General features: G+C 33.2%; 18 protein-coding genes. 6 read left to right on the forward strand and 12 right to left on the reverse strand.

Annotated elements, in window-relative coordinates; all coding sequences use genetic code 11:
* Positions 1-9: 9 nt before the first annotated feature.
* Entirely contained in the window at positions 10-930 is a 921-nt protein-coding gene (locus tag MMARC5_RS06225) for a DUF1611 domain-containing protein (RefSeq protein ID WP_011868981.1), read from the reverse strand.
* Between the two features lie 158 nt (positions 931-1,088).
* Between MMARC5_RS06225 and MMARC5_RS06230 the strand changes: the two genes are divergently transcribed.
* A complete protein-coding gene (locus MMARC5_RS06230; protein ID WP_011868982.1) occupies positions 1,089-1,502 on the forward strand; it encodes a CBS domain-containing protein in 414 nt (137 codons plus the stop codon).
* 10 nt (positions 1,503-1,512) lie between these two features.
* On the opposite strand, the gene MMARC5_RS06235 is transcribed toward MMARC5_RS06230, so the two are convergent.
* The 11 genes from MMARC5_RS06235 to eno all read right to left on the reverse strand — a co-directional run bounded on the left by MMARC5_RS06235 (position 1,513) and on the right by eno (position 14,488).
* Positions 1,513-2,283, reverse strand: coding sequence for an MJ0144 family RNA dihydrouridine synthase-like protein (locus MMARC5_RS06235; protein ID WP_011868983.1), 771 nt, complete (start codon positions 2,281-2,283; stop codon positions 1,513-1,515).
* 27 nt (positions 2,284-2,310) lie between these two features.
* The gene (locus tag MMARC5_RS06240; RefSeq protein WP_011868984.1) at positions 2,311-3,111 is read right to left on the reverse strand and encodes a GTP cyclohydrolase III; all 801 of its coding nucleotides are present in this window, start codon (positions 3,109-3,111) and stop codon (positions 2,311-2,313) included.
* A gap of 105 nt (positions 3,112-3,216) precedes the next feature.
* Complete coding sequence (gene cofD / locus MMARC5_RS06245; protein WP_011868985.1) at positions 3,217-4,146, reverse strand: 2-phospho-L-lactate transferase; 930 nt, start codon at positions 4,144-4,146, stop codon at positions 3,217-3,219.
* 13 nt (positions 4,147-4,159) lie between these two features.
* On the reverse strand, positions 4,160-5,245 hold the full coding sequence (locus tag MMARC5_RS06250; RefSeq protein ID WP_011868986.1) for an MJ1255/VC2487 family glycosyltransferase: 1,086 nt from the start codon (positions 5,243-5,245) through the stop codon (positions 4,160-4,162).
* Positions 5,246-5,532: 287 nt separating this feature from the next.
* Entirely contained in the window at positions 5,533-6,894 is a 1,362-nt protein-coding gene (locus MMARC5_RS06255; RefSeq protein ID WP_011868987.1) for a helix-turn-helix transcriptional regulator, read from the reverse strand.
* Positions 6,895-6,913: 19 nt separating this feature from the next.
* Positions 6,914-7,852 carry a methionine synthase gene (locus MMARC5_RS06260; protein WP_011868988.1) on the reverse strand — a complete coding sequence of 313 codons (939 nt, stop codon included), beginning with the start codon at positions 7,850-7,852 and terminating at the stop codon, positions 6,914-6,916.
* A 35-nt stretch (positions 7,853-7,887) separates the two neighbouring features.
* Complete coding sequence (locus MMARC5_RS06265) at positions 7,888-8,541, reverse strand: DUF5612 domain-containing protein (protein WP_011868989.1); 654 nt, start codon at positions 8,539-8,541, stop codon at positions 7,888-7,890.
* Positions 8,542-8,550: 9 nt separating this feature from the next.
* Positions 8,551-9,408 (reverse strand): zinc metalloprotease HtpX, encoded by an 858-nt coding sequence (locus MMARC5_RS06270; protein WP_011868990.1) that lies wholly within the window; start codon positions 9,406-9,408, stop codon positions 8,551-8,553.
* A 10-nt stretch (positions 9,409-9,418) separates the two neighbouring features.
* The gene (locus MMARC5_RS06275) at positions 9,419-10,294 is read right to left on the reverse strand and encodes a pantoate kinase (protein WP_011868991.1); all 876 of its coding nucleotides are present in this window, start codon (positions 10,292-10,294) and stop codon (positions 9,419-9,421) included.
* A gap of 41 nt (positions 10,295-10,335) precedes the next feature.
* Positions 10,336-13,014, reverse strand: a complete 2,679-nt coding sequence (gene alaS, locus MMARC5_RS06280) for an alanine--tRNA ligase (RefSeq protein WP_011868992.1) — start codon at positions 13,012-13,014, stop codon at positions 10,336-10,338.
* Positions 13,015-13,195: 181 nt separating this feature from the next.
* On the reverse strand, positions 13,196-14,488 hold the full coding sequence (eno, locus tag MMARC5_RS06285; protein ID WP_011868993.1) for a phosphopyruvate hydratase: 1,293 nt from the start codon (positions 14,486-14,488) through the stop codon (positions 13,196-13,198).
* A gap of 243 nt (positions 14,489-14,731) precedes the next feature.
* Here eno and MMARC5_RS06290 point away from each other — a divergent pair, with 243 nt between their 5' ends.
* From MMARC5_RS06290 to MMARC5_RS06310, 5 genes are all read left to right on the forward strand, one after another.
* Entirely contained in the window at positions 14,732-15,010 is a 279-nt protein-coding gene (locus MMARC5_RS06290; protein WP_011868994.1) for a hypothetical protein, read from the forward strand.
* Between the two features lie 16 nt (positions 15,011-15,026).
* On the forward strand, positions 15,027-15,761 hold the full coding sequence (locus tag MMARC5_RS06295) for a uroporphyrinogen-III synthase (RefSeq protein ID WP_011868995.1): 735 nt from the start codon (positions 15,027-15,029) through the stop codon (positions 15,759-15,761).
* 58 nt (positions 15,762-15,819) lie between these two features.
* Positions 15,820-16,335 (forward strand): metallophosphoesterase, encoded by a 516-nt coding sequence (locus MMARC5_RS06300; RefSeq protein ID WP_011868996.1) that lies wholly within the window; start codon positions 15,820-15,822, stop codon positions 16,333-16,335.
* Positions 16,336-16,523: 188 nt separating this feature from the next.
* Positions 16,524-17,858, forward strand: coding sequence for a phosphoribosylamine--glycine ligase (purD, locus tag MMARC5_RS06305; RefSeq protein ID WP_011868997.1), 1,335 nt, complete (start codon positions 16,524-16,526; stop codon positions 17,856-17,858).
* Positions 17,859-17,955: 97 nt separating this feature from the next.
* Positions 17,956-19,104, forward strand: coding sequence for a pyridoxal-phosphate-dependent aminotransferase family protein (locus MMARC5_RS06310; protein WP_011868998.1), 1,149 nt, complete (start codon positions 17,956-17,958; stop codon positions 19,102-19,104).
* Positions 19,105-19,125 lie beyond the last annotated feature (21 nt).

Genomic DNA, 19,125 nt, shown 5'->3' on the forward strand with positions numbered 1-19,125 from the left:
TTATTTTTATTAATTTTTTAATTTCAGAAGAATTTCGTTCAGTAATTTATCAAGATTTATTCCCTTTAAAACATCAACTACAGGTAAATCCAACTCTTTTGATAGTTTTTCGATTGATTCTTCCAATCTTTCTTCATCCATGTATTTTGAGTTTAATGTAACTGCAATTACAGGTTTTCCACTCAAAAGTTCTATTGCAGAAATATTCTTCTTTATAACTTCCAAATCTAGAGTATCGGATGCTAAAATCGTAAAATCAGGTTTTGATCCAAATAACACTGCGATACTGATTAAACCGCCGCCTCTTCCAGTTCCAACTTCTAACGTATCTGCAAATATTCCAGTCTGGCTTGATATAATAATTAAGTCCCTATCTTTTGTATCAAGCTTTTTTACTGCACCAAATACAGTTGATGCACAGTGACATGTTTCTATAGTTTGCGGAATTACCATTTCATCGATTCCGCAGATTAAAGATTGCGGTTCTGTTCCAACAATTCCAAGCTTAATTCTTTTTTCGAGTTCCTTTTTCAAAATCATACACGTTGTGAATTTTCCAGACTGCCTGCTGGTTCCCATGATTGTCATTACTTTTGTATCGATTCCGTCGAGTCCGCTTTTTGCATAAGTTTGTAGTTCATCGTATTTTTTAGGATTTGATGAATCGTAGTATTCAATATTATGTTTTAAAGCTAATTCTTTTAAATAATCAATTTTTCCTACTCTACAAAGCCTTGCCATGTTGTAAATATTTTTTCCCTTCTTAATTTCTTCTTCGATCGTCTTTTTCCAAACTTCTATATCATCTGGGCCAAGTATTTCTTTAGTCCATATGAATGTATCGTAATTTAAGTCATCTATCAGGATATTTCCAAAAAGCCGGATCCCATTGGCCACCTTATCCTGATGAGATAGATTTGCCCGTTTCATAGATTATTCAACCGCTGATTTTTTGTCTAAAAGAATATTAATATTTAAAGCTTTCGATTTGAAATCGATAGTTTATTTAATAAATTTAAAATCTAATATACAATTGAGTATTTAATTTAAATACCTTTTGGGATTATTAAAGACAACAGGAGAATAAAATGAAAAAAATCAAAGAAATAGTAATTAAAGACATTATGAGCAGTGACGTAGTTTCAGTTGCACCAGAATCAGGAGTAATTGATTCATTTGAAGCCCTTTTAAAAAATAAAATAAGCTGTCTGCCTGTTGTAAACGAAAACAATGAAATAATAGGTATTGTAACGACTACAGACATAGGATACAATTTAATAATCGATAAATACACTTTAGAAACCACAATAGCAGATGTTATGACCAAAACTGTTGTAACAATTGGCGAAGACGAATCTGCGGCTGACGCTTTGAAAAAAATGGATCTTCACGGAGATGGAAGAGAAATCATAAACCAGTTACCTGTAGTTAACAGTGAAAACAAATTGGTAGGAATCCTTTCAGATGGAGATATTATTAGGGCAATTTCAAAACTCTGTTAATTTTCTATTTTTAAAATTCTAATTTTTTAATCCAATTTATCTTGTTTGCTAGTACGCATCTTGCTACAGACACAAAATCTGCATATTTCAACATTTCTTTTGCACTTTCAACGGAATTGACTGAATTGTTACCAATTATTATTTTTTCAGGGAAACTTTCTCGAATTTTTTTTAAATACTCTAAATCAGCGTAATTTTTTCTAGGATTAAAACAATCAATATGAATTCCATCAAAATATTCTCGAATTTTTTTGAGCAATTCTATTAATTCTTCGGCAGTTAAAAAATTAGCCCGCAATTTTAAAAAAATAGGAATTTTTAAATTTAATTCTCGAATATTTTTTAAAAAATCGGTTAATTTAGCTTCATTTTTAAGTAAATTTTGTCCGAGGTTCAGATCGGTTATTTCTTGTTGTCTACAGTGGCAGTTTAATTCTAAAATATCTGCATTTTTTGAAATTTCGAGGATATGAGATTTTGCTTTGGAAAAATCATTAAAACGAATGTTTACAGAAACTAAAGAATTACCAGTCTTCGCTTTTTTAATTTCAGAATTTATTTTTTTATCCATTTCATCTAAACCATAAATAAATTCTTTTCTTCCGCGATCCTGAATTTTTTTGCTTGCTACATCTGTATCAAAATCTAAATTAAATGCGCCAAGACATACAATTCCAAAAGTGTCTTTGTAATTCAAACAAAAATCGCCATCAGTAATCCCTGCCATTGGAGCAAGGACTATTTTTTTGGATAAGTTGTAAATTTTATCTAATTTTTTCATAAAATCCCAAATAAAAAAAGAGTTAGTTTAAATTGGGCACATGTAGTTGTAAGTTACATCTTTTCGTTCTTCGACGTCCTGTTTCAAAGTATAAACTTGGAAATCAGTTTTTCCTTCCCGAATAACTTCTAAACCGATATCTGCAAGATCTGATGCATCTTCAGCAGTTTTTCCAATACCAATTCCTGCTTTCAATTCAATTCCACATGATTCTTTTATGTCTTCAAACATGCAAAGGAAATCTTTTTCGCTCATTCCATTACATGGACACATGAAGTTGTCTCCACCAATGAAAAAGCCCAGTGAATCGTATTTTTTGAGTTCTTCCATTAATTTAAGTTTTGTCTTTTGTACTGAAAGATATGTATCATATGCCGTTTCTAAATCAGTTAATTTTCCAGTTATATCGTTTATGTCAACGTGTGCAAGCTGCACATAACCATTTGATACAAATTCATTAGCTACGTCCAAGACTTCTTTTCTAACATCGTCTTGTGCACTGCCGTACTCCTGAATCGTTTTTGTTGCCAGTTTTTGAGCCCCATATGCCGTTTCTGCAGAAGCTACTGCCATACTGACGGTAAAAGGATACCTGTTCTTCACACTATTTTGAATTCTTTTGTGAGTTTCTAAATCAATTCCGTTTGTGATTGCTATTATATTGTCAAATCTTGTGTAAAACGCAAGACCTCTATGTGCTCCAAACTGCAAATTCATGTCGCAGTAAAGTCTTGATTGAAGTGCCTGTAGGTCACTTTCTCTTCTTGGATTGGGGGTAACTGTCCATGGGCCGTAATTATCAATTTGTACAACGGTTATTTGAATCATTATTATCTCCTTTATTAATCCGCTAACTTTTCAGTTTACGAAGCAATAACTTGACTTTAATCTAACGCTTAATAAAAATATTACTCAATAATATTATTAATATCCTTATCGGGATTTATAATAGTCAAGAATATTTCTTGCGAGAGTTATTTTATCATCAATAGTCTTCATTATCGTATTAGCATATAAAACTTCACAATTTATATCTTTCTTTTTATTGATATCACTATTGTCTAGAACAAGAACGTCTACAATATCTTTATAATATTCATAAACTCCAACTGCACTTACAGGATATCCTTTTGCATTCATAAGCGTTCCTGCAGGCCCACTTACTGGATTTTCACCAACAATTGGCGAAACTGCAAAAACCAGCTTTTCTTTCAGCGCATTTTTTATTTCAGAAATACTCAAAATCGGGCCAATTGATGTTATCGGGTTTGATGGACCAATTAAAATAAAGTCACTTTCTTCAATTGCTTTTATGACCCCATCTGCCGCTTTTGCATAATTTGAGTTTTCGTAGAAAATATCCAAAACTTTTGCATTGCCTTTTCTAAAAATCCAAAAATCGTGAAACTTCAAAAGGATTTTTTCATTGTTTTCTTCGATTAAAACTTTGGATTCCACTCGTTCATTTGACATTGGATAAATTTTTGATTTTAAAGATAAAGATTTTCGCTCGATATCAACAATTTCAGACATTGGAACTCCATTTTTTAAAGAAGAAGCTTTGTGCATCTTTAAAGCCCTATCTTTATCCCCTATTTTCAAAACTTCATCAAATCCAAACTTTTTGAGCTGTTCGTGACATATAAAAGTATCCCCTTTTAACCCATACCAGGTTTCATCGTTTATTAAATCAGAAAACGTGTATAAAACAGTATCAATGTCGGGGGAGAGGTAAATGTCTCCAATATACGTATCTTCACCAGTATTTACTATAACTGAAATATCCTCATTTGGAATGATTTCTTTAAAACCCTGAATCAATTTTGGTGTACCTGTTCCGCCTGAAAGAATGGTTATGTTCATAGTTTCACGTGAATTAAAGTCCATTTTCTACAATATCCATGACCTTATCGGTTCCGCTATTTTTAAGGTAGAAATTCATTAACTTTTTAGAATTTTCAAGATATTTCGTAGTTGAAGACATTTTTTCAATTGCTTCTTCTAAATTATTATCAACCTCTCGGTAAGATAATGCAATTCCACAACCCATGTCAGCTATTTTTTTCGCATTGTTTTCCTGCTCAGGGTGATCGAGATCAGGAACTGTTATTATTGGTTTTCCAAAACATGTCGCTTCCATCAATGTTGAATGTCCACCATGACATACCACAAAAGAACATTTTTTTATCAATTCATCCATGTTTGTTGTTATAGGGATTATTTCAACATTTTTGGATTTTATTTTTTCAAGTTTTTCTGCAACGTCGTAGCTTCCGCAAACCATCTTTACTTTTAATCCTTTTTTAGCGGAAATCTTGTTTAAAAGCTCCAAAATTTTGTATCGATATTCAAATCCGCCTATGACACATAAAATATAACCTTCATCCGCAATTTCTTCGGGAACTACATCATATCGAATTAAAGGGCCGATAAATGAAAGGTTTTCTAGGAGTTTTAAGTTATATTCGCATACGGTATATGGAAGGGGGAAATCTGGAATTATAACTTTTTCTGCAGATTTGTTTATGACATTTAATATCTCCATTACGGGATAAACGATATATTTTTCCTTTTTATCCGTTTTGGTACAGTTTTGATTGGTTATAATATAATATGGCTTTTTAAAAACCTTTGACGCAACAACTGAACTGTATTTACAGTCTGAAATAACTAAATCCGGATCATAATCTTTTATTATTTCAACTTCTTTTTTTATTGCTCTTGCAGGGTGATAATCGTTATTAAATATGCTCTTTTTGACGTCAAACTTACCATCTTTTCCAGAAAGCCTGATTTCAGGATAAGTTTCAAAAACATCTCCACCAGACATTTCCACAAAGTCTTTGCTTTTACCGTATGCTGCATATTTAACTTCGTGATTCTTGGATAATTCATTTCCAATAGCAATGCAACGGGTAGTGTGCCCAAATCCTTCACCACATATGGAAATAAGTATTTTCATAATATTTCACCCAAATAATTCTAAATAATTATTATCGTATCGTTATGTCCCAAATAGCCTAATTTAACGTCTTAATCTCTTAAAAATGATAAAAATTGAAAAATTGGATTTTTGATTAATTTCAATAAGTTAAACTCCAATCTTCATTCCTTAATTGTTCGATTTCAATTTAACAATTATAGTATATTAATAAATCCTTAATTCAAACATTGAAATTTATAATTTAAAATAGCATTCCATTACAAATATAGTTTTGCATAAAAAAGTGAATATTTGAAGAAGAATTCTTAAATTGAACCATCTAAATCTTCTGAAAGGGCAATTTTGTTAATTCTTCCTATTTTTACTTTCCTAACAATTCCTCTCTGCTCTAGATCGGAAATCGTCCTCGAAACTTTAGGTTTAGTAAGTCCTGTTATATCAACAATTTCTTTCTGAGAAATAGATCCATGTTCCCTAATTAATTCAATTAATCCTTTTTCTTCATCAGTTAAAATATTCATTAGTGTTTCACTTTTATGGGATTCATAATCGCCAATTCTATCCATTAATTCTAAGATATACCCTTCTTTTTCTTTTAAAACTTCATTTAATTCAGCAATTTTTGAATTTAATTCTTCGGATAATTTTTTGTAAGACATTAAATTTTTAATTTCGATATTTTTTGAATTTAATTCTTCTTTTAGCTTAACATAATTTTCAATCTGAGATTTAAACTGAATTATGTTCTCTTTTAATTCAGTAATTTTTAATTCGTATTCTTTCAAGGTATTCTTTGATAAATCCAGTTCTTTTAAAACATGTTCATTTAATTCTTCCAATCTCCTAATTTCCTTGGTTTTATTTTGTAAATTAAGCTGCGATATTTCTAGCCCCTTATTTAATCCAATTATCTCGTTTTGGAGTTCATTTATCATTTTTACCTTGTTATAATTTCGATATATAAAAAATATTAATGCAACTACGAGTACCCCTAAAACAGTACTTACTGCACGGTATAACTCTTCGTTACTTTCCCAGGTAGTTATTGTAGCAATTGCACTTGTCAGTACATAGTTTATTGTAACCTCAAAATATTTCTCTTCAGAAGTTAATTCTTTTTCCCATTCAACAAAAATACTTTTACCGTTCGTTCCGACAGCATAATCCTTAGGGCTTATACTTAGAACATCTTTTACAGGAGACACAATTGCAGCCCCTTCTGGAAGTTGCACAGATAGTTTAAAGTCTGAATCATGTGCGGGAACTATAATATATACCTGTTTTTTTCCACTAAGATCTGAAACCTGTCCTGTAAAACTAATTATTAAATCCCCGCTTTGCCATGGGCCTATTGGTTCAGCCAAGCTTACAATAACTTCAGTTACGCCCTCATCATCGGTAGTTATTGAATAAGAGTCGATCCCGTTAGAAGAATTAAAAGTCAGATTTGAAGTTTCTTGAGGAATACTATAGCTAATATCATATAAATCATCGGAATTGTTGTTGTAAATTTCCAAATCTATTGTTTCGTAAAAATTATCGTTTTGATCGATAGTATATTGAACGGAATACTCATTAAAACGATATGAATCAACAGCACTTATCGAACAAAAAATTAAAGTAATTAGCAAATATATTCTGTAATTAGTTGAAATTGGCTTTGACATCGTATCTTACCCTAAAAGCTTAACTTAAATCCTTTTCTATCTCATTTGCTGCAGTAACCATATTATTTAATTTAGCGTATGCAACATCTACTGGAAGTAATCTCATACCGCAGTCTGGGTCAATTATGACAGAATCATTTATTGAATCTCCAAATTTAGAATTGTTCTTTAATATTTCTATTCCTTCACTTATTAATGCTTTTACTTCGTCGACAGAATCTACGGATTTAAGTTTGGTGTTTATGCACCCAAAACCAACTTTTTTTGTAATTTCGTTTAATATTTCAAGATTGTTTTTACAGGATGCAAATTCGTGGTCTAAAATATCCACATTAAATTCATTTAATTTGTAAAATATTTTTGAAACGTCTCCACAAACGTGCATTGCAACGGGGACATTTATTCCGGAAGTAAGAATATCCATTGCTTTTTTCGCAACTTCAAGGTCATATAATCCAGTTGAAAGAATTGGCTCGTCAAACTGTATCATTTTTACATAATTTTGAATTGAAAGTGCTTCTTTGTTTAAGGTCCTTGCTAAATCGTAAATTAAATTTTCATCTTTATTATCTGCGTAATAATTTTCAACTCGGATGGATGAAGCTAACGTGCATGCTCCAGTAATTATTCCTTTTACTCCTTTTTGAGGGTCTTTTTTTGAAATATATTTTAGAGAATATTTTATGTCGTTTAAAGTGATTGGTTTTACAAATTCAACTCTATTGACAACTCGCCTACCTTCAAAACCATACATATTTGATACAAATATCTCGACCATGTCGCCCCTGACTTGGCCGTCGCTTAAAATATCAATTCCGGCACTTATTTGATCATCTAGCGCCCTTTTTATTGAATTTTCGTATTCATCATATTTTCCAAAAAATTTCTTAAGTTTATCAAAAATCGAGTCAGGTCGCCCTTTAACTACGGGATAACTACCAACAACAGTTTTTATCATATAATCACCTAAAAATAGTAAAAAATAATATAAAATTAAAGTATTTTTCCGCGAACCTTATTTAGATCAAATTTAGCAGTATCTGCAACAGTCATTACTGCAATAACTCCTGCCTGTAACGGATCAGTTACAATTAAATCTGCAAGTTTTGGAAGGCTTCCAAACATGTTTAAACAAATTACCGGAATATTTGTGTCTTTTTTTACTTCCCCAACAGCTTTTGTAATTTCTCCACCCATCAAGGACCCTGCCAAAACCAAAACTCCTGCTCTTGGAAGTGTTTTTATTGCTAAAATAGCATCTGCAAGGTTTTCTTCCCCAACAACTGCCATTGTGTCGACACTTATTCGCTCCCCACGGATGTTGTGCCTGTCAGCTTCGCTTATTGCACCCATTGCAACTTGAGCTACTTGAGCGCCCCCCCCAAATATCAAAACTCTCTTACCAAATATTTTCTTCATGGTTTTGTGAGTTTCAACTTTTTTTACAAATTCTAATTTTTCGAGTCTTTTAACCAGATCTTCCTCGTTTTCAACGCCATCAAGTTCCATGTAGATTAAACCAGTATTTTCTCCGACAATAAACTGCTGAGTGTACACTATGTTTACATTTACTTCCGAAATTATTCCTGTTAACCGATAGAGTATTCCTACACGGTCTTCCGCAATTACAGTAAGTCCAAGCTGCATTAAATCGCCTTATCTTAAATATTTAGGATTACTTGCCATTTCCATCAATCTTTTTACCCGTTCTTCTGTTGAAGGGTGCGTTGAAAATAATCTTGCAACGTTTCCTGCTTTAAAAGGATTTACAATAAACATGTGCGCAGTTGCAGGGCTTCCATTTTTTAAAGGATGGTATTTAACCCCTTTTTCAAGTTTTGTGAGTGCATTTGCAAGATAAATTGGGTTTGAATATCTTGCACCGCTTTCGTCAGCAGTAAATTCGTTTTGCCTTGAAACTGCAAATTGAATAACCATTGCTGCAATTGGAGCCAGGATTATGAAAAGCAATGATGCAACAAGCTGCATTGGATTTCCATCGTCATCTCTTCCATATCCAAATAACATGCCCCATTGTAAGAAATTTGCAATATACATTATTGCTCCAGCCATTGTTGCAACTATCGTTCCAATTAATATGTCCCTGTGCTTTATGTGTCCAACTTCGTGTGCTAAAACCCCTTCGAGTTCTTGCTCATTTAAAAGTTGTAGTATTCCTGTAGTAACTGCAACTACCCCATTTTTAGGACTTCTTCCTGTTGCAAATGCATTTGGAGTATCAGTATTAATTATTGCAACTTTTGGTTTTTGAATATTTGCCCTGTTTGCTATTGATTCGACAATTCTGTGTAAATTTGGTGCCTCACTTTCTTCCACCATTTTTGCACCATAGCTCTTTAGAACTATTTTATCGCTATAAAAATAGCTTATTAAATTTGGAATTAGTGCTAAAAGTATTGCAAATATCGGGGGGAACCCAAGCATATAACAAATTCCGTAAATCATTCCTGTTAAAAGTGCCATCAATAAAAGAACTTTTACTGTAGACATCATGTTTACACCTTTATTTGTAAATTTTACAAACTACTGGATTGGATAAAATTGAAACTGCATCGTTTAATTCTTCGCCTTTACATATACAAAATATCGCATTTCCAAGCATTGCCTGAGAAGCTCCCGCAGTAAAGCTTAAATCATCACATATCTCGACTATTTCTTCGGATGCAAGTCCTGTGTTTTTTGCAAAGTAGTAAGATAATTCCATGAAATTTTCAAGCGTTGGTTTTTCCAACAATTTTCCAAGTAATTCGTCTGAAGTATTGTTTATTTTTTCAATCCATGATGGATCATTAATTACTGTATCAGTTTCCTTTTTGCCAAATATATCTACCAAAATATTGTATTCGCCCATATTCTTAATTTTAATGCTTTCTACGCCAAGCGGAAATCCTGGGCTCTTTCGAATAACAAAGCCTTTCGTGTGCTGTGCTATAACATCACCAAGACCCGTATTACATCGCACTTCTGCCTTATGAGCAATTTTCACGAGTTCCGGTACATCCGATTCATTTTTTTGATTATTTAAATCACTTCTATCAATATCATTTTGCAGGTTCTTAAAGTTGTATGTTGAACTCAGTTCGTATGCCGCACCAAGTGCACAGCATCCTGATGTTCCCATACCGCAACCAAGCGGAAAATCGGAAGTATAAATTATATCGTGTTTTAATTCGTTTTTCAGCCCCAAATAATGAATAACATCTTTTGATGGACATAAATCTATTTTTTCATCGTTAAAATAAACGTTTCCAGAACCTTCAACCAGTTTTGTGGATACACCCCTGTTTAGAGTAATTCCTGCACCAGTTGATCCGGTTTTTAGTAAATTTTCGTGTCTAGTTATTTTGAAAAAACCTGTAATATGAGCGGGTATGAACATTTTAGCACCTAATATTTATCAAAAACAGAAATGAAATAAAATTATTTATTTAAAATCTGGCTTATTTTTTCCGTGATTTGTTCCTTTGTTTCAGAATATTTTCCTTGTGCGAGGTTATCTTTACCCCCACCTTTTCCAATATTTCTGATTAATTCTTTCATGCTTAATTCAACGTTTTCTCCTCTTTTACATAAGAGGTAGTCGTTTTCATTCATTAAAACTATGAGTTTATTCCCAATTGCAAGGTTGTCTGCAATTGACATCAACTCGTTTGGAGTTCCGCTGACTTGTTCAACTAAAACTTCATAATCTCCGTGTTTTTCGAATTTATCGGCAAGTTCATATTTAACAAGTTCACCGACTTTTTTCTGGAGTTCTTCAATCGTTTTTTTCTGTTCTTTCCATTCTTCAAAGAATCTTTTAACAGTTTTTGGAAGCTGGTCATTTGGAATTCCCAAAATTTCAGCAGAATCGATTAAAATATCCTCAAGAACTGCAATTTCCGAAACTGAACCCATTCCTGTTGAATATTCAAGTCTTTCAACACCATCTTGAATTCTTTCGGTCTTTAAAACTTTAATGTATCCAACTTCTGAAGTGTTGCTACAGTGAGTTCCACCACATGCTTCAACGTCAGTTCCTTCGATTTCAATTATTCTTAAAGTATCTCCCGGAACTACACCGCCCTGGTAGATTGTAAAGCCATATTTTTGTTCTGAATCGTTTCTATCCATAAATGTGGAATTTACAGGCATTTTTGAAAGAACAATTTCATTTGCAATTCTTTCGATTTCTTTTACCTGTTCTCTTGAAATTCTCTCGTAGTGAGTTATATCAAGTCTTCCTTTTTCGGTATCAACGTTTGAACCAGTCTGCCATATGTGTTTTCCAAGAACTCTTGTTGCTGCCGCATTTATTACGTGCGTTGCAGTGTGGTTTCTCATCAATTTAAGCCTATTTTCCCAGTTTAGCGTACCTTTTACAGTGTCGCCTTCTTTGAATTTTGAAATATCTGAAACCTTGTGGAATACGATTCCATTCTTTTTCTGGACATCTGAAACTTCTATTCCATTTAATTGACCAATATCGTACTTTTGACCTCCACCTTCAGCGTAGAAGAGTGTTTTGTCAAGTAAAACGTATTTTTCAACTGTTTTCAAGACTTTAGCTTCAAATTCGACTTGTGTTGGATGTTTGAAGAATAAAAGTTCAGTTTCGGAAACTTCAAGTTCTGGAAGTTCTTTTTTCGTTGAAACTACTTCTTCAGGTTTTTCTTCCTCGTGTCTTTCTGCAACAATCGTGTAGAAATTATCTGGAACCGTAATTGCGATGGTTTTCTTTCCTTTTTTATTTATTTCGTCGACTACATCCTTTACAATTTCGGGAGGAATTCCATTACTGTCATATAATTCAATTAAATCGTCAAGAGTAATTTCAGACTTTGAAACAGCCATTCTTTCAACGATTCCCCTTCCACGGTTCACAGTTTGAATGTATTTTTTCTCTTCAGAATCCAAAACATCCATGATGTATTCTTTCATTTCACTCAATTCAGGATAAATTTCCTTCATGTTTTCAAGCTGCATTGCAATTATATCTTTGATAGACATTGAGATTCCGATTTTTTCCATGTATCTTAATGTCTTTCTTAGAACGAGTCTTGCAAGGTATCCTTCTTTTACATTTGAAGGTACAATTCCATCCCCAAACATGAACGAAAGACATCTAGTGTGATCAGCAATCGCGTAGATGTATTCAAGCGGGCTTATTAATTTATCAAGCTCATCTACATCCATTCCGATTTTTTCAGCAACTTTTTGCCTTAAAACTCTTAAATCACCGACATTTTCAATGTCCATTAATCCAGCAAGAGTTGCACTTTCGGCCATTATTTTTTCGTCAACTTCAGGAATTCCTGCATCTTTCTTTAATTTTTCAATTACTTCTGAAAATAAAGATTCGTAAACTGTTGGAGTTCCTTGTGAAGCCCATGCAAATCTTTCGATTCCGTATCCCGTATCAACAATTTTCAAAGGAATTTCTTCGTAATCGTTTCCAACTTTTTTGTACTGCATGAAAACAAGTGTTGCAAGTTCAACACCATGTGTTATTACTTCGTAACAAGGTCCAGCGTTTCCTCCGCCTTCCCACCAGCTTTCGATAAATGTAACCGTTTTTTCATCGATTCCAAGTCTTTTCATTAATTCAAAACAGTATTCAACAGTTTTATCTGTCCAGTACTTGTACTCGTCTTTTGAGTTGAATGCGTGGTGTGCACCCATTGTAAAGCAGGTTAAGTGTCTTCCAGTTCTTCCAACATTATCAATATCGTTAAGCCTAATGCATGGCTGTGCAATTACTAACGGATTTTTTACAGGTTTTACGAGTCCACTTGTAACCCATGGCTGAAATACTGCAATTGATGCAATAGTTAAAAGAATATCGTCTCTCCATCTTTTTGCAACTACGGGAGATCTTTTTACAGGGCTGTGCCCCTTTTCAGCAAAGAAGTTTGTAAATTCCTTTACCATTTCGTTGTAAGTATACTTTTTACTGGTTATTGGGCTTCCAATAAATGAATACTCGTCACAAGGACTGTCTCCACACGTAGTCCTGTCTTTATCGAGTGTCCAAAACCATTGGTTACATTCCGTACACTGTTTTCTTTCAAAACCTAATTCATCAAAAAGTTTTACTCTATAATCGTGATTAATCTCCATTACAAACCACCAATCCGGCAATAATTGACATTATTGATAATGATTTTAAAATAATATGTATTTTTTGTTTTTATTCTTTGCCCAGTGATATTCGTAAATTAAGATATATAAAATTAAATTAAAATTCGATAAAAGTATTGAAAAAATTACAATTTAAAATGAAAAATATTAAAAAATAGAATTAAAATGGAACTTTGAAATCTTTTCCAGCGTACTTTGAAATCTGGAGTTCTTCTTCTATTCTTATTAACTGGTTGTATTTTGCAGTTCTTTCTCCTCTTGCAGGAGCTCCTGTTTTTATCTGACCTGAATTTAGTGCAACTGCGAGATCTGCAATTGTTGAGTCCTCTGATTCACCACTTCTGTGTGAAACAACCAAACTGTAGCCATTTCTAAATGCCATGTTTGCAGCATCGATTGATTCTGAAAGAGTTCCAATCTGATTTACTTTCAAAAGAAGTGAATTTGAAGCACCCATTTCAATTCCTTTTTTGAGTCTTTTCGTGTTTGTAACAAATAAATCGTCACCAACAATCTGAATTCCTTTCAATTCTTTTGTTGCTTTTGTAAATCCTTCGAAATCTTCTTCAAACAATGGATCTTCAATTGAAACAATCGGGTACTGTGCAACCATTTCTTTGTAAATATCGATTAATTTATCAGTTGAAACTTTTTCCCCTGCAACGATATATGAACCGGATTTTTCATCGTAAAATTCACTTGCTGCCGAATCGAGCGTGAATACGATTTCATCTTCATATCCTGCTCTTTTAACGCCTTCTAAAAGTAATGCAAGAGCTTCATCGATTGTTTTTACAGGAGGTGCAAATCCACCTTCGTCACCGATATTTACGGCATCTTTTCCGTATTTTTCAGCAACTACTTTTTTCAAAGATTGGTACGTTTCAGCACACATTCTTACAGCTTCTGCAAATGAATCTGCGCCAACAGGCATTATCATGAATTCCTGGAAATCAAGCGCGTTTCCTGCGTGCTGGCCACCATTTAACACATTCATCATTGGAGCAGGCATTACATATGCGTTGCATCCACCAATGTACTTGTAAAGTGGAAGTGATGCAGTGTCTGCTGCAGCCTTTGCAACTGCAAGTGAAACTGCTAAAATTGCATTTGCACCCAAATTTCCTTTATTTTCAGTTCCGTCCAAGTTTATCATTATTTGATCAATTAATCTCTGGTTTCTTGCATCTTCACCGATTAATTCCTGTGCAATAATATCATTTACATTTGAAACTGCATTTAATACGCTTTTTCCGCCGTATTTTTCAGTAGCGTCCCTTAATTCAACTGCTTCGAAAGTTCCTGTTGAAGCACCGCTTGGAACAATTGTATGTCCATATCCCCCACCTGCAGTTAAAACTTCAGCTTCCACAGTAGGATTTCCTCTTGAATCGAGTACCTGTCTTGCTTTTATTTCGTATATATCAAACGAATCGTCCATGTTTCTTAACAAAATCTCACCTCAGGTAAATTTCCAAATTATTAAAGTTTAAAAAAGATAAATGCCGCTAAAAACTACAATAATGATATTGTTTTAAGAAATATATAGTTTTCCCATGAGTAATCCAATTGTAAAAAGCCACGATTGAGTTTAAAAAATCCTCCAGCATTCTCCATTCAAAAAATCAATAAAAAAAGTTATTTATAATTAAAAAAATAAAATTAAAATGATTCTTAAAAGTAAAAAGATGATATTATGAAAGGAACTGGCAATCTAATTACCGTTGACGATAAAACCATTGTAAACTCCATGGAAAGAGTCTTTAAAGAAGAACTTGAAGACATGGAACGAGATTTAAAACTATTGTATGAAAAATACGACGTAAACCATAGTAGATTACTTGCAGATAAGGTTTCTGCAGGAGTTTACATGGGCGAAGAAATTTTAAGGGATTTGGAAGACATGGAATATTTTGAAGAAAATATTGAAAAATTAAGGGCTTACTTAAGAGATTTGAATATGAAAAAGATTTAATCGATTTTGGTGCCATATGAAAGTTGTAATTACACGACCTCTTGAAAAGGGAAAAGATTTTTCAGAAATGCTTGAAAATGCAGGTTTTGGAACAATAATTATTCCTACACTTGAACTGGTTTTTAAAAAAGCTGAAATAAATCTTGAAAAGTATTCCTGGATAGTTTTTACAAGCCCTAGGGGAATTGAAGGTTTTTTTAAAAATTTAACTTCAAAAGATATTGAAAAGGTTTTAACTAAAAAAATAGGTGCAATAGGAATTGAAACTGCAAAAGAATTTGAAAAAATCTTTAAAAAACCAGTTTACGTTATTCCTGATCTTTATACTGCAGAAAATTTGCTTGAAGCACTTGAAAAGCAGGTTAAACCTGGTGAAGGGGTTCTTGTTCCAACAACCCCTTCAACGAGAGATGTCTTAAAAGAAGGATTAAACGCAGACTTAATTTTTGTTTACAGCTCTGAAGAACCAGAAAACATATCTAAAAAATTAGAAGAACTTGAAAAACAAGTTATTTCTGAAAATAAAAATAATAAAAAAGTAATTTTAACATTTACAAGTGGACTTACTGCAAAAAACTTCTTTAAACACTGTAGACCAGAATTTTTAGAACTTTTAAAAGAGCAACATGTTGTCTCGATTGGCCCGATAACAAAGAAAAACGTTGATTCCTTTGGATTCGATTCTTTGATGCCTGAAAAAAATTATACTGTTGAAGGAATGCTCCCTGTGATTAAAGCTTTAAATATCTGATTTTCTATTTTATATTTTGTTTTATTGTTTAATTATCTTGTTAATATTGGTGAGTTATATGAAAATTGGAATAATGTCGGATACACACGACCATTTACCAAACATTAGAAAGGCTATCGCTGTTTTTAACGACGAAAAAGTCGATATGGTTATTCACTGTGGTGATTTCGTATCATTGTTTGTAATAAAAGAGTTTGAGAACTTAAACTCAAAAATCGTTGGAGTTTTGGGAAACAATGACGGTGAAAAAACCCTGCTAAAAGAATGGTTGAAGGAAATCGATCCTGATAATGAACTTGAAAATTATGTTAGTTTTGAAACAGACGGCCATAAATTCTTTGTTCTTCACGGAACGCATGCGCCAATTCTCGAAGCAGTGATTAAATCAAAAGAATACGATGTAGTAATTCACGGACACACCCACGAAAGACAGTTTGAAGAAATCGACGGAGTTTTAGTAATAAACCCTGGAGAGTGTTGCGGATACTTAACAGGAAAACCAACAGTTGCAATATTAAATACAAAAGACAAAGAATATCAGGAAATCGATTTAGACGAAGTTTCTGAGATTTAACCTATTTTAAAATACATTTTTATTATTTATTTTTCTATTTTTTCAGTTTAATCATGGATAATTTATTTATTGTAATAGTACAAAGAAAAAACTGAATAAATCATTTCCATTTTCAAAAATTAAAAATACTAACATTAATATATTTTTAAAATATTTTTTTAGCTAAAATAATCGAAATGGTGGTTTGTATGAAAGTTTTACTTATTGGCGGAGGGGCTAGAGAGCATGCAATTGCAATGGCCCTTAAAAAAAACGAACTCGTGGAACTCTATACTTTGATGAAAAATAAAAATCCGGGGATATATGCAATCTCCGATGAAGTATCATTTAACAGTGAAACCGATGTTCCTGCAATAAAAGAGTTTGCGGAAAAAATTAAACCTGAACTTGCAGTAATCGGTCCTGAAGCGCCCCTTGGAGTTGGAGCTGCAGATTTACTCATAGAAATGGGTATTCCAACAGTTGGTCCAAAAAAACTTCCTGCACAGATTGAAACAAGCAAAGAATTCATGAGAAACTTATTTAAAAAATATGAAATCGACGGTTCTTTAAGATATGCTGCATTTAATGAATATGGAAATGATCTTGAAACATTTATCGATGAAATGACCTCGTTAGGAAAAGACGTTGTTGTAAAACCAGCAGGACTTACCGGCGGAAAAGGCGTAAAAGTCGTTGGTGAACAGTTAAAAGATAATGAAGAAGCTAAAATCTACGCAAAAGAAGTATTCGATAAAAGCATTGGTGGCGGAAACATAATTATCGAAGAAAAACTTGTTGGTGTTGAATTTACACTTCACGGATTTGTAGATGGCGAAAATATCGTATTCATGCCTGCTGTTCAAGACCACCCTCATGCATACAACAATGATGAAGGCCCAATCACAGGAGGCATGGGTTCGTACTCCTGTCCAAACCATGGATTACCATTTTTATCTGCTGAAATGCTTGATAGGGCAGAAAAAATTATGGAAAAAACTGTCAGTTCAATCAATTCAGAAGTTGGCCCATATAATGGATTTTTATACGGTCAATTCATGTTAACTGCTGATGGTCCAAAAATTATTGAATATAACGCGAGATTTGGAGATCCTGAAGCCATGAACTTACTTCCAATATTAAAAACAGACTTTTTGGATGTTTGTTTCGCAATTGCCGAAGGAAAACTTGACAAAATAAACCTTGAATTTGAAAACAAAGCAACTGTTTGTAAATACGTCGTACCAAATGGTTACCCGATAGACCCAGTAAGAAACAAAGAATTGACTGTTGACGAAAAAGCAATTGAAAATGCAGATGCAATATTGTTCTACGCTTCAATTAACGAAAAAAATGGAAAATTATACATTACTGGCTCAAGAAGTGCCGCGGTTGTTGGAATTTCAGAAAATATTGAAGAAGCTGAAAAAATCGCTCAAATGGCAATTGAAAACTTTAAAGGCGAAGTATACTACAGAAGTGACATTGGTACCCTTGGTTTGATTAAAAAAAGGATAGAAAGAGTAAAACAGCTTGCTAAATAAAATTAAAATTTATGATAATATATAAATAATAGAAATATATATCAAATTTCATCAATATTATTGAATTTAGAAACAACAAGTCAAATAGAGGGATTTAATGAAACAGATGGATACTGAAAAACTGTTAATGATTCCGGGCCCCACAATGGTTCCAAGCAGGGTTTTAAACACCATGGCGTTACCAATTATTGGCCACAGGACAAAAGACTTTGGAGATTTGACTGAAGATACTGTCGACAAAATGAAAGAAGTCTTTCAAACTAAAAACGACACATATATTATAACCGGTTCAGGTACTGCTGTAATGGACATGGCTATTTCAAATACATTAGATAAAGACGACAAAGTAATAAACATTACAAACGGAAACTTTGGAGAAAGATTCTACAAAATTTCATCAGTTTACAAAGCAGACACAATAAAATACGAACCGGAATGGGGAAGTTTAGCAGATCCTCAAAAATTAAAAGAATTACTCGAAGAAAACGAAGATGTGAAAGCAGTGACTGTTGTTCACAACGAAACTTCAACCGGTGCTAAAAACCCAATCGAAGACTTAGGAAACGTTGTAAAAGATTTTAACGCAATTTACATCGTAGATACAATCTCATCACTTGGTGGAGATTACGTAGATGTAGACAAGTTCAACATTGATATCTGTGTTACAGGCTCACAAAAATGTATTGCTGCACCGCCAGGACTTGCTGCAATTACTGTTGGAGAAAAAGCATGGGATGTTGTTTCAAAAACGGAAACTAAATCATTCTATTTAGATTTAAACGCATACAAAAAATCATGGGACAGTAAAAAAGAAACCCCTTACACACCATCTGTTTCATTAACTTACGCAATGAACGAAGCTCTTGAAATGGTACTTGATGAAGGACTTGAAAACAGAGTTAAAAGACATGATTTACTTGCTAGAGCTACAAGAGCAGGTTTAGAAGCTATGGGACTTGAATTGTTTGCAAAAGAAGAAGCAAGATCAGTTACAGTTACTTCAGCAAAATACCCAGAAGGAATTGATGACAAAAAATTCAGAGGACTCCTCGCAGAAAAATACAACATAAGAGTTGCTGGCGGACAGTCCCACTTAGCTGGAAAAATATTCAGAGTTGGACACATGGGTTCAGCTAAAGAATACCAAGTTTTAGGAACTTTGGCTGCTATCGAACTTACATTTAAAGAATTGGGTTACACTGCAGAAGGTGGAGTTGCTGCTGCAAAAAAAGTCCTCTCAAACTAAATCATAATCTTTTTTAATCAT

Source organism: Methanococcus maripaludis C5 (genome assembly GCF_000016125.1).
Taxonomy (GTDB): Archaea; AGJL01; Methanococci; order Methanococcales; family Methanococcaceae; genus Methanococcus; species Methanococcus maripaludis_D.

Bases quoted from the DNA above. Each gene is read 5' to 3' on its own strand.
- cofD (WP_011868985.1), bottom strand. From the start codon at position 4,146: ATGAACATAACCATTCTTTCAGGCGGAACAGGTACACCAAAATTGATT.
- MMARC5_RS06265 (WP_011868989.1), bottom strand. From the start codon at position 8,541: ATGCAGCTTGGACTTACTGTAATTGCGGAAGACCGTGTAGGAATACTC.
- MMARC5_RS06275 (WP_011868991.1), bottom strand. From the start codon at position 10,294: ATGTTCATACCCGCTCATATTACAGGTTTTTTCAAAATAACTAGACAC.
- MMARC5_RS06230 (WP_011868982.1), top strand. From the start codon at position 1,089: ATGAAAAAAATCAAAGAAATAGTAATTAAAGACATTATGAGCAGTGAC.
- MMARC5_RS06235 (WP_011868983.1), bottom strand. From the start codon at position 2,283: ATGAAAAAATTAGATAAAATTTACAACTTATCCAAAAAAATAGTCCTT.
- MMARC5_RS06300 (WP_011868996.1), top strand. From the start codon at position 15,820: ATGAAAATTGGAATAATGTCGGATACACACGACCATTTACCAAACATT.
- MMARC5_RS06240 (WP_011868984.1), bottom strand. From the start codon at position 3,111: ATGATTCAAATAACCGTTGTACAAATTGATAATTACGGCCCATGGACA.
- MMARC5_RS06225 (WP_011868981.1), bottom strand. From the start codon at position 930: ATGAAACGGGCAAATCTATCTCATCAGGATAAGGTGGCCAATGGGATC.
- MMARC5_RS06295 (WP_011868995.1), top strand. From the start codon at position 15,027: ATGAAAGTTGTAATTACACGACCTCTTGAAAAGGGAAAAGATTTTTCA.
- alaS (WP_011868992.1), bottom strand. From the start codon at position 13,014: ATGGAGATTAATCACGATTATAGAGTAAAACTTTTTGATGAATTAGGT.
- MMARC5_RS06250 (WP_011868986.1), bottom strand. From the start codon at position 5,245: ATGAAAATACTTATTTCCATATGTGGTGAAGGATTTGGGCACACTACC.
- MMARC5_RS06310 (WP_011868998.1), top strand. From the start codon at position 17,956: ATGAAACAGATGGATACTGAAAAACTGTTAATGATTCCGGGCCCCACA.
- purD (WP_011868997.1), top strand. From the start codon at position 16,524: ATGAAAGTTTTACTTATTGGCGGAGGGGCTAGAGAGCATGCAATTGCA.
- MMARC5_RS06255 (WP_011868987.1), bottom strand. From the start codon at position 6,894: ATGTCAAAGCCAATTTCAACTAATTACAGAATATATTTGCTAATTACT.
- MMARC5_RS06270 (WP_011868990.1), bottom strand. From the start codon at position 9,408: ATGATGTCTACAGTAAAAGTTCTTTTATTGATGGCACTTTTAACAGGA.
- MMARC5_RS06290 (WP_011868994.1), top strand. From the start codon at position 14,732: ATGAAAGGAACTGGCAATCTAATTACCGTTGACGATAAAACCATTGTA.
- MMARC5_RS06260 (WP_011868988.1), bottom strand. From the start codon at position 7,852: ATGATAAAAACTGTTGTTGGTAGTTATCCCGTAGTTAAAGGGCGACCT.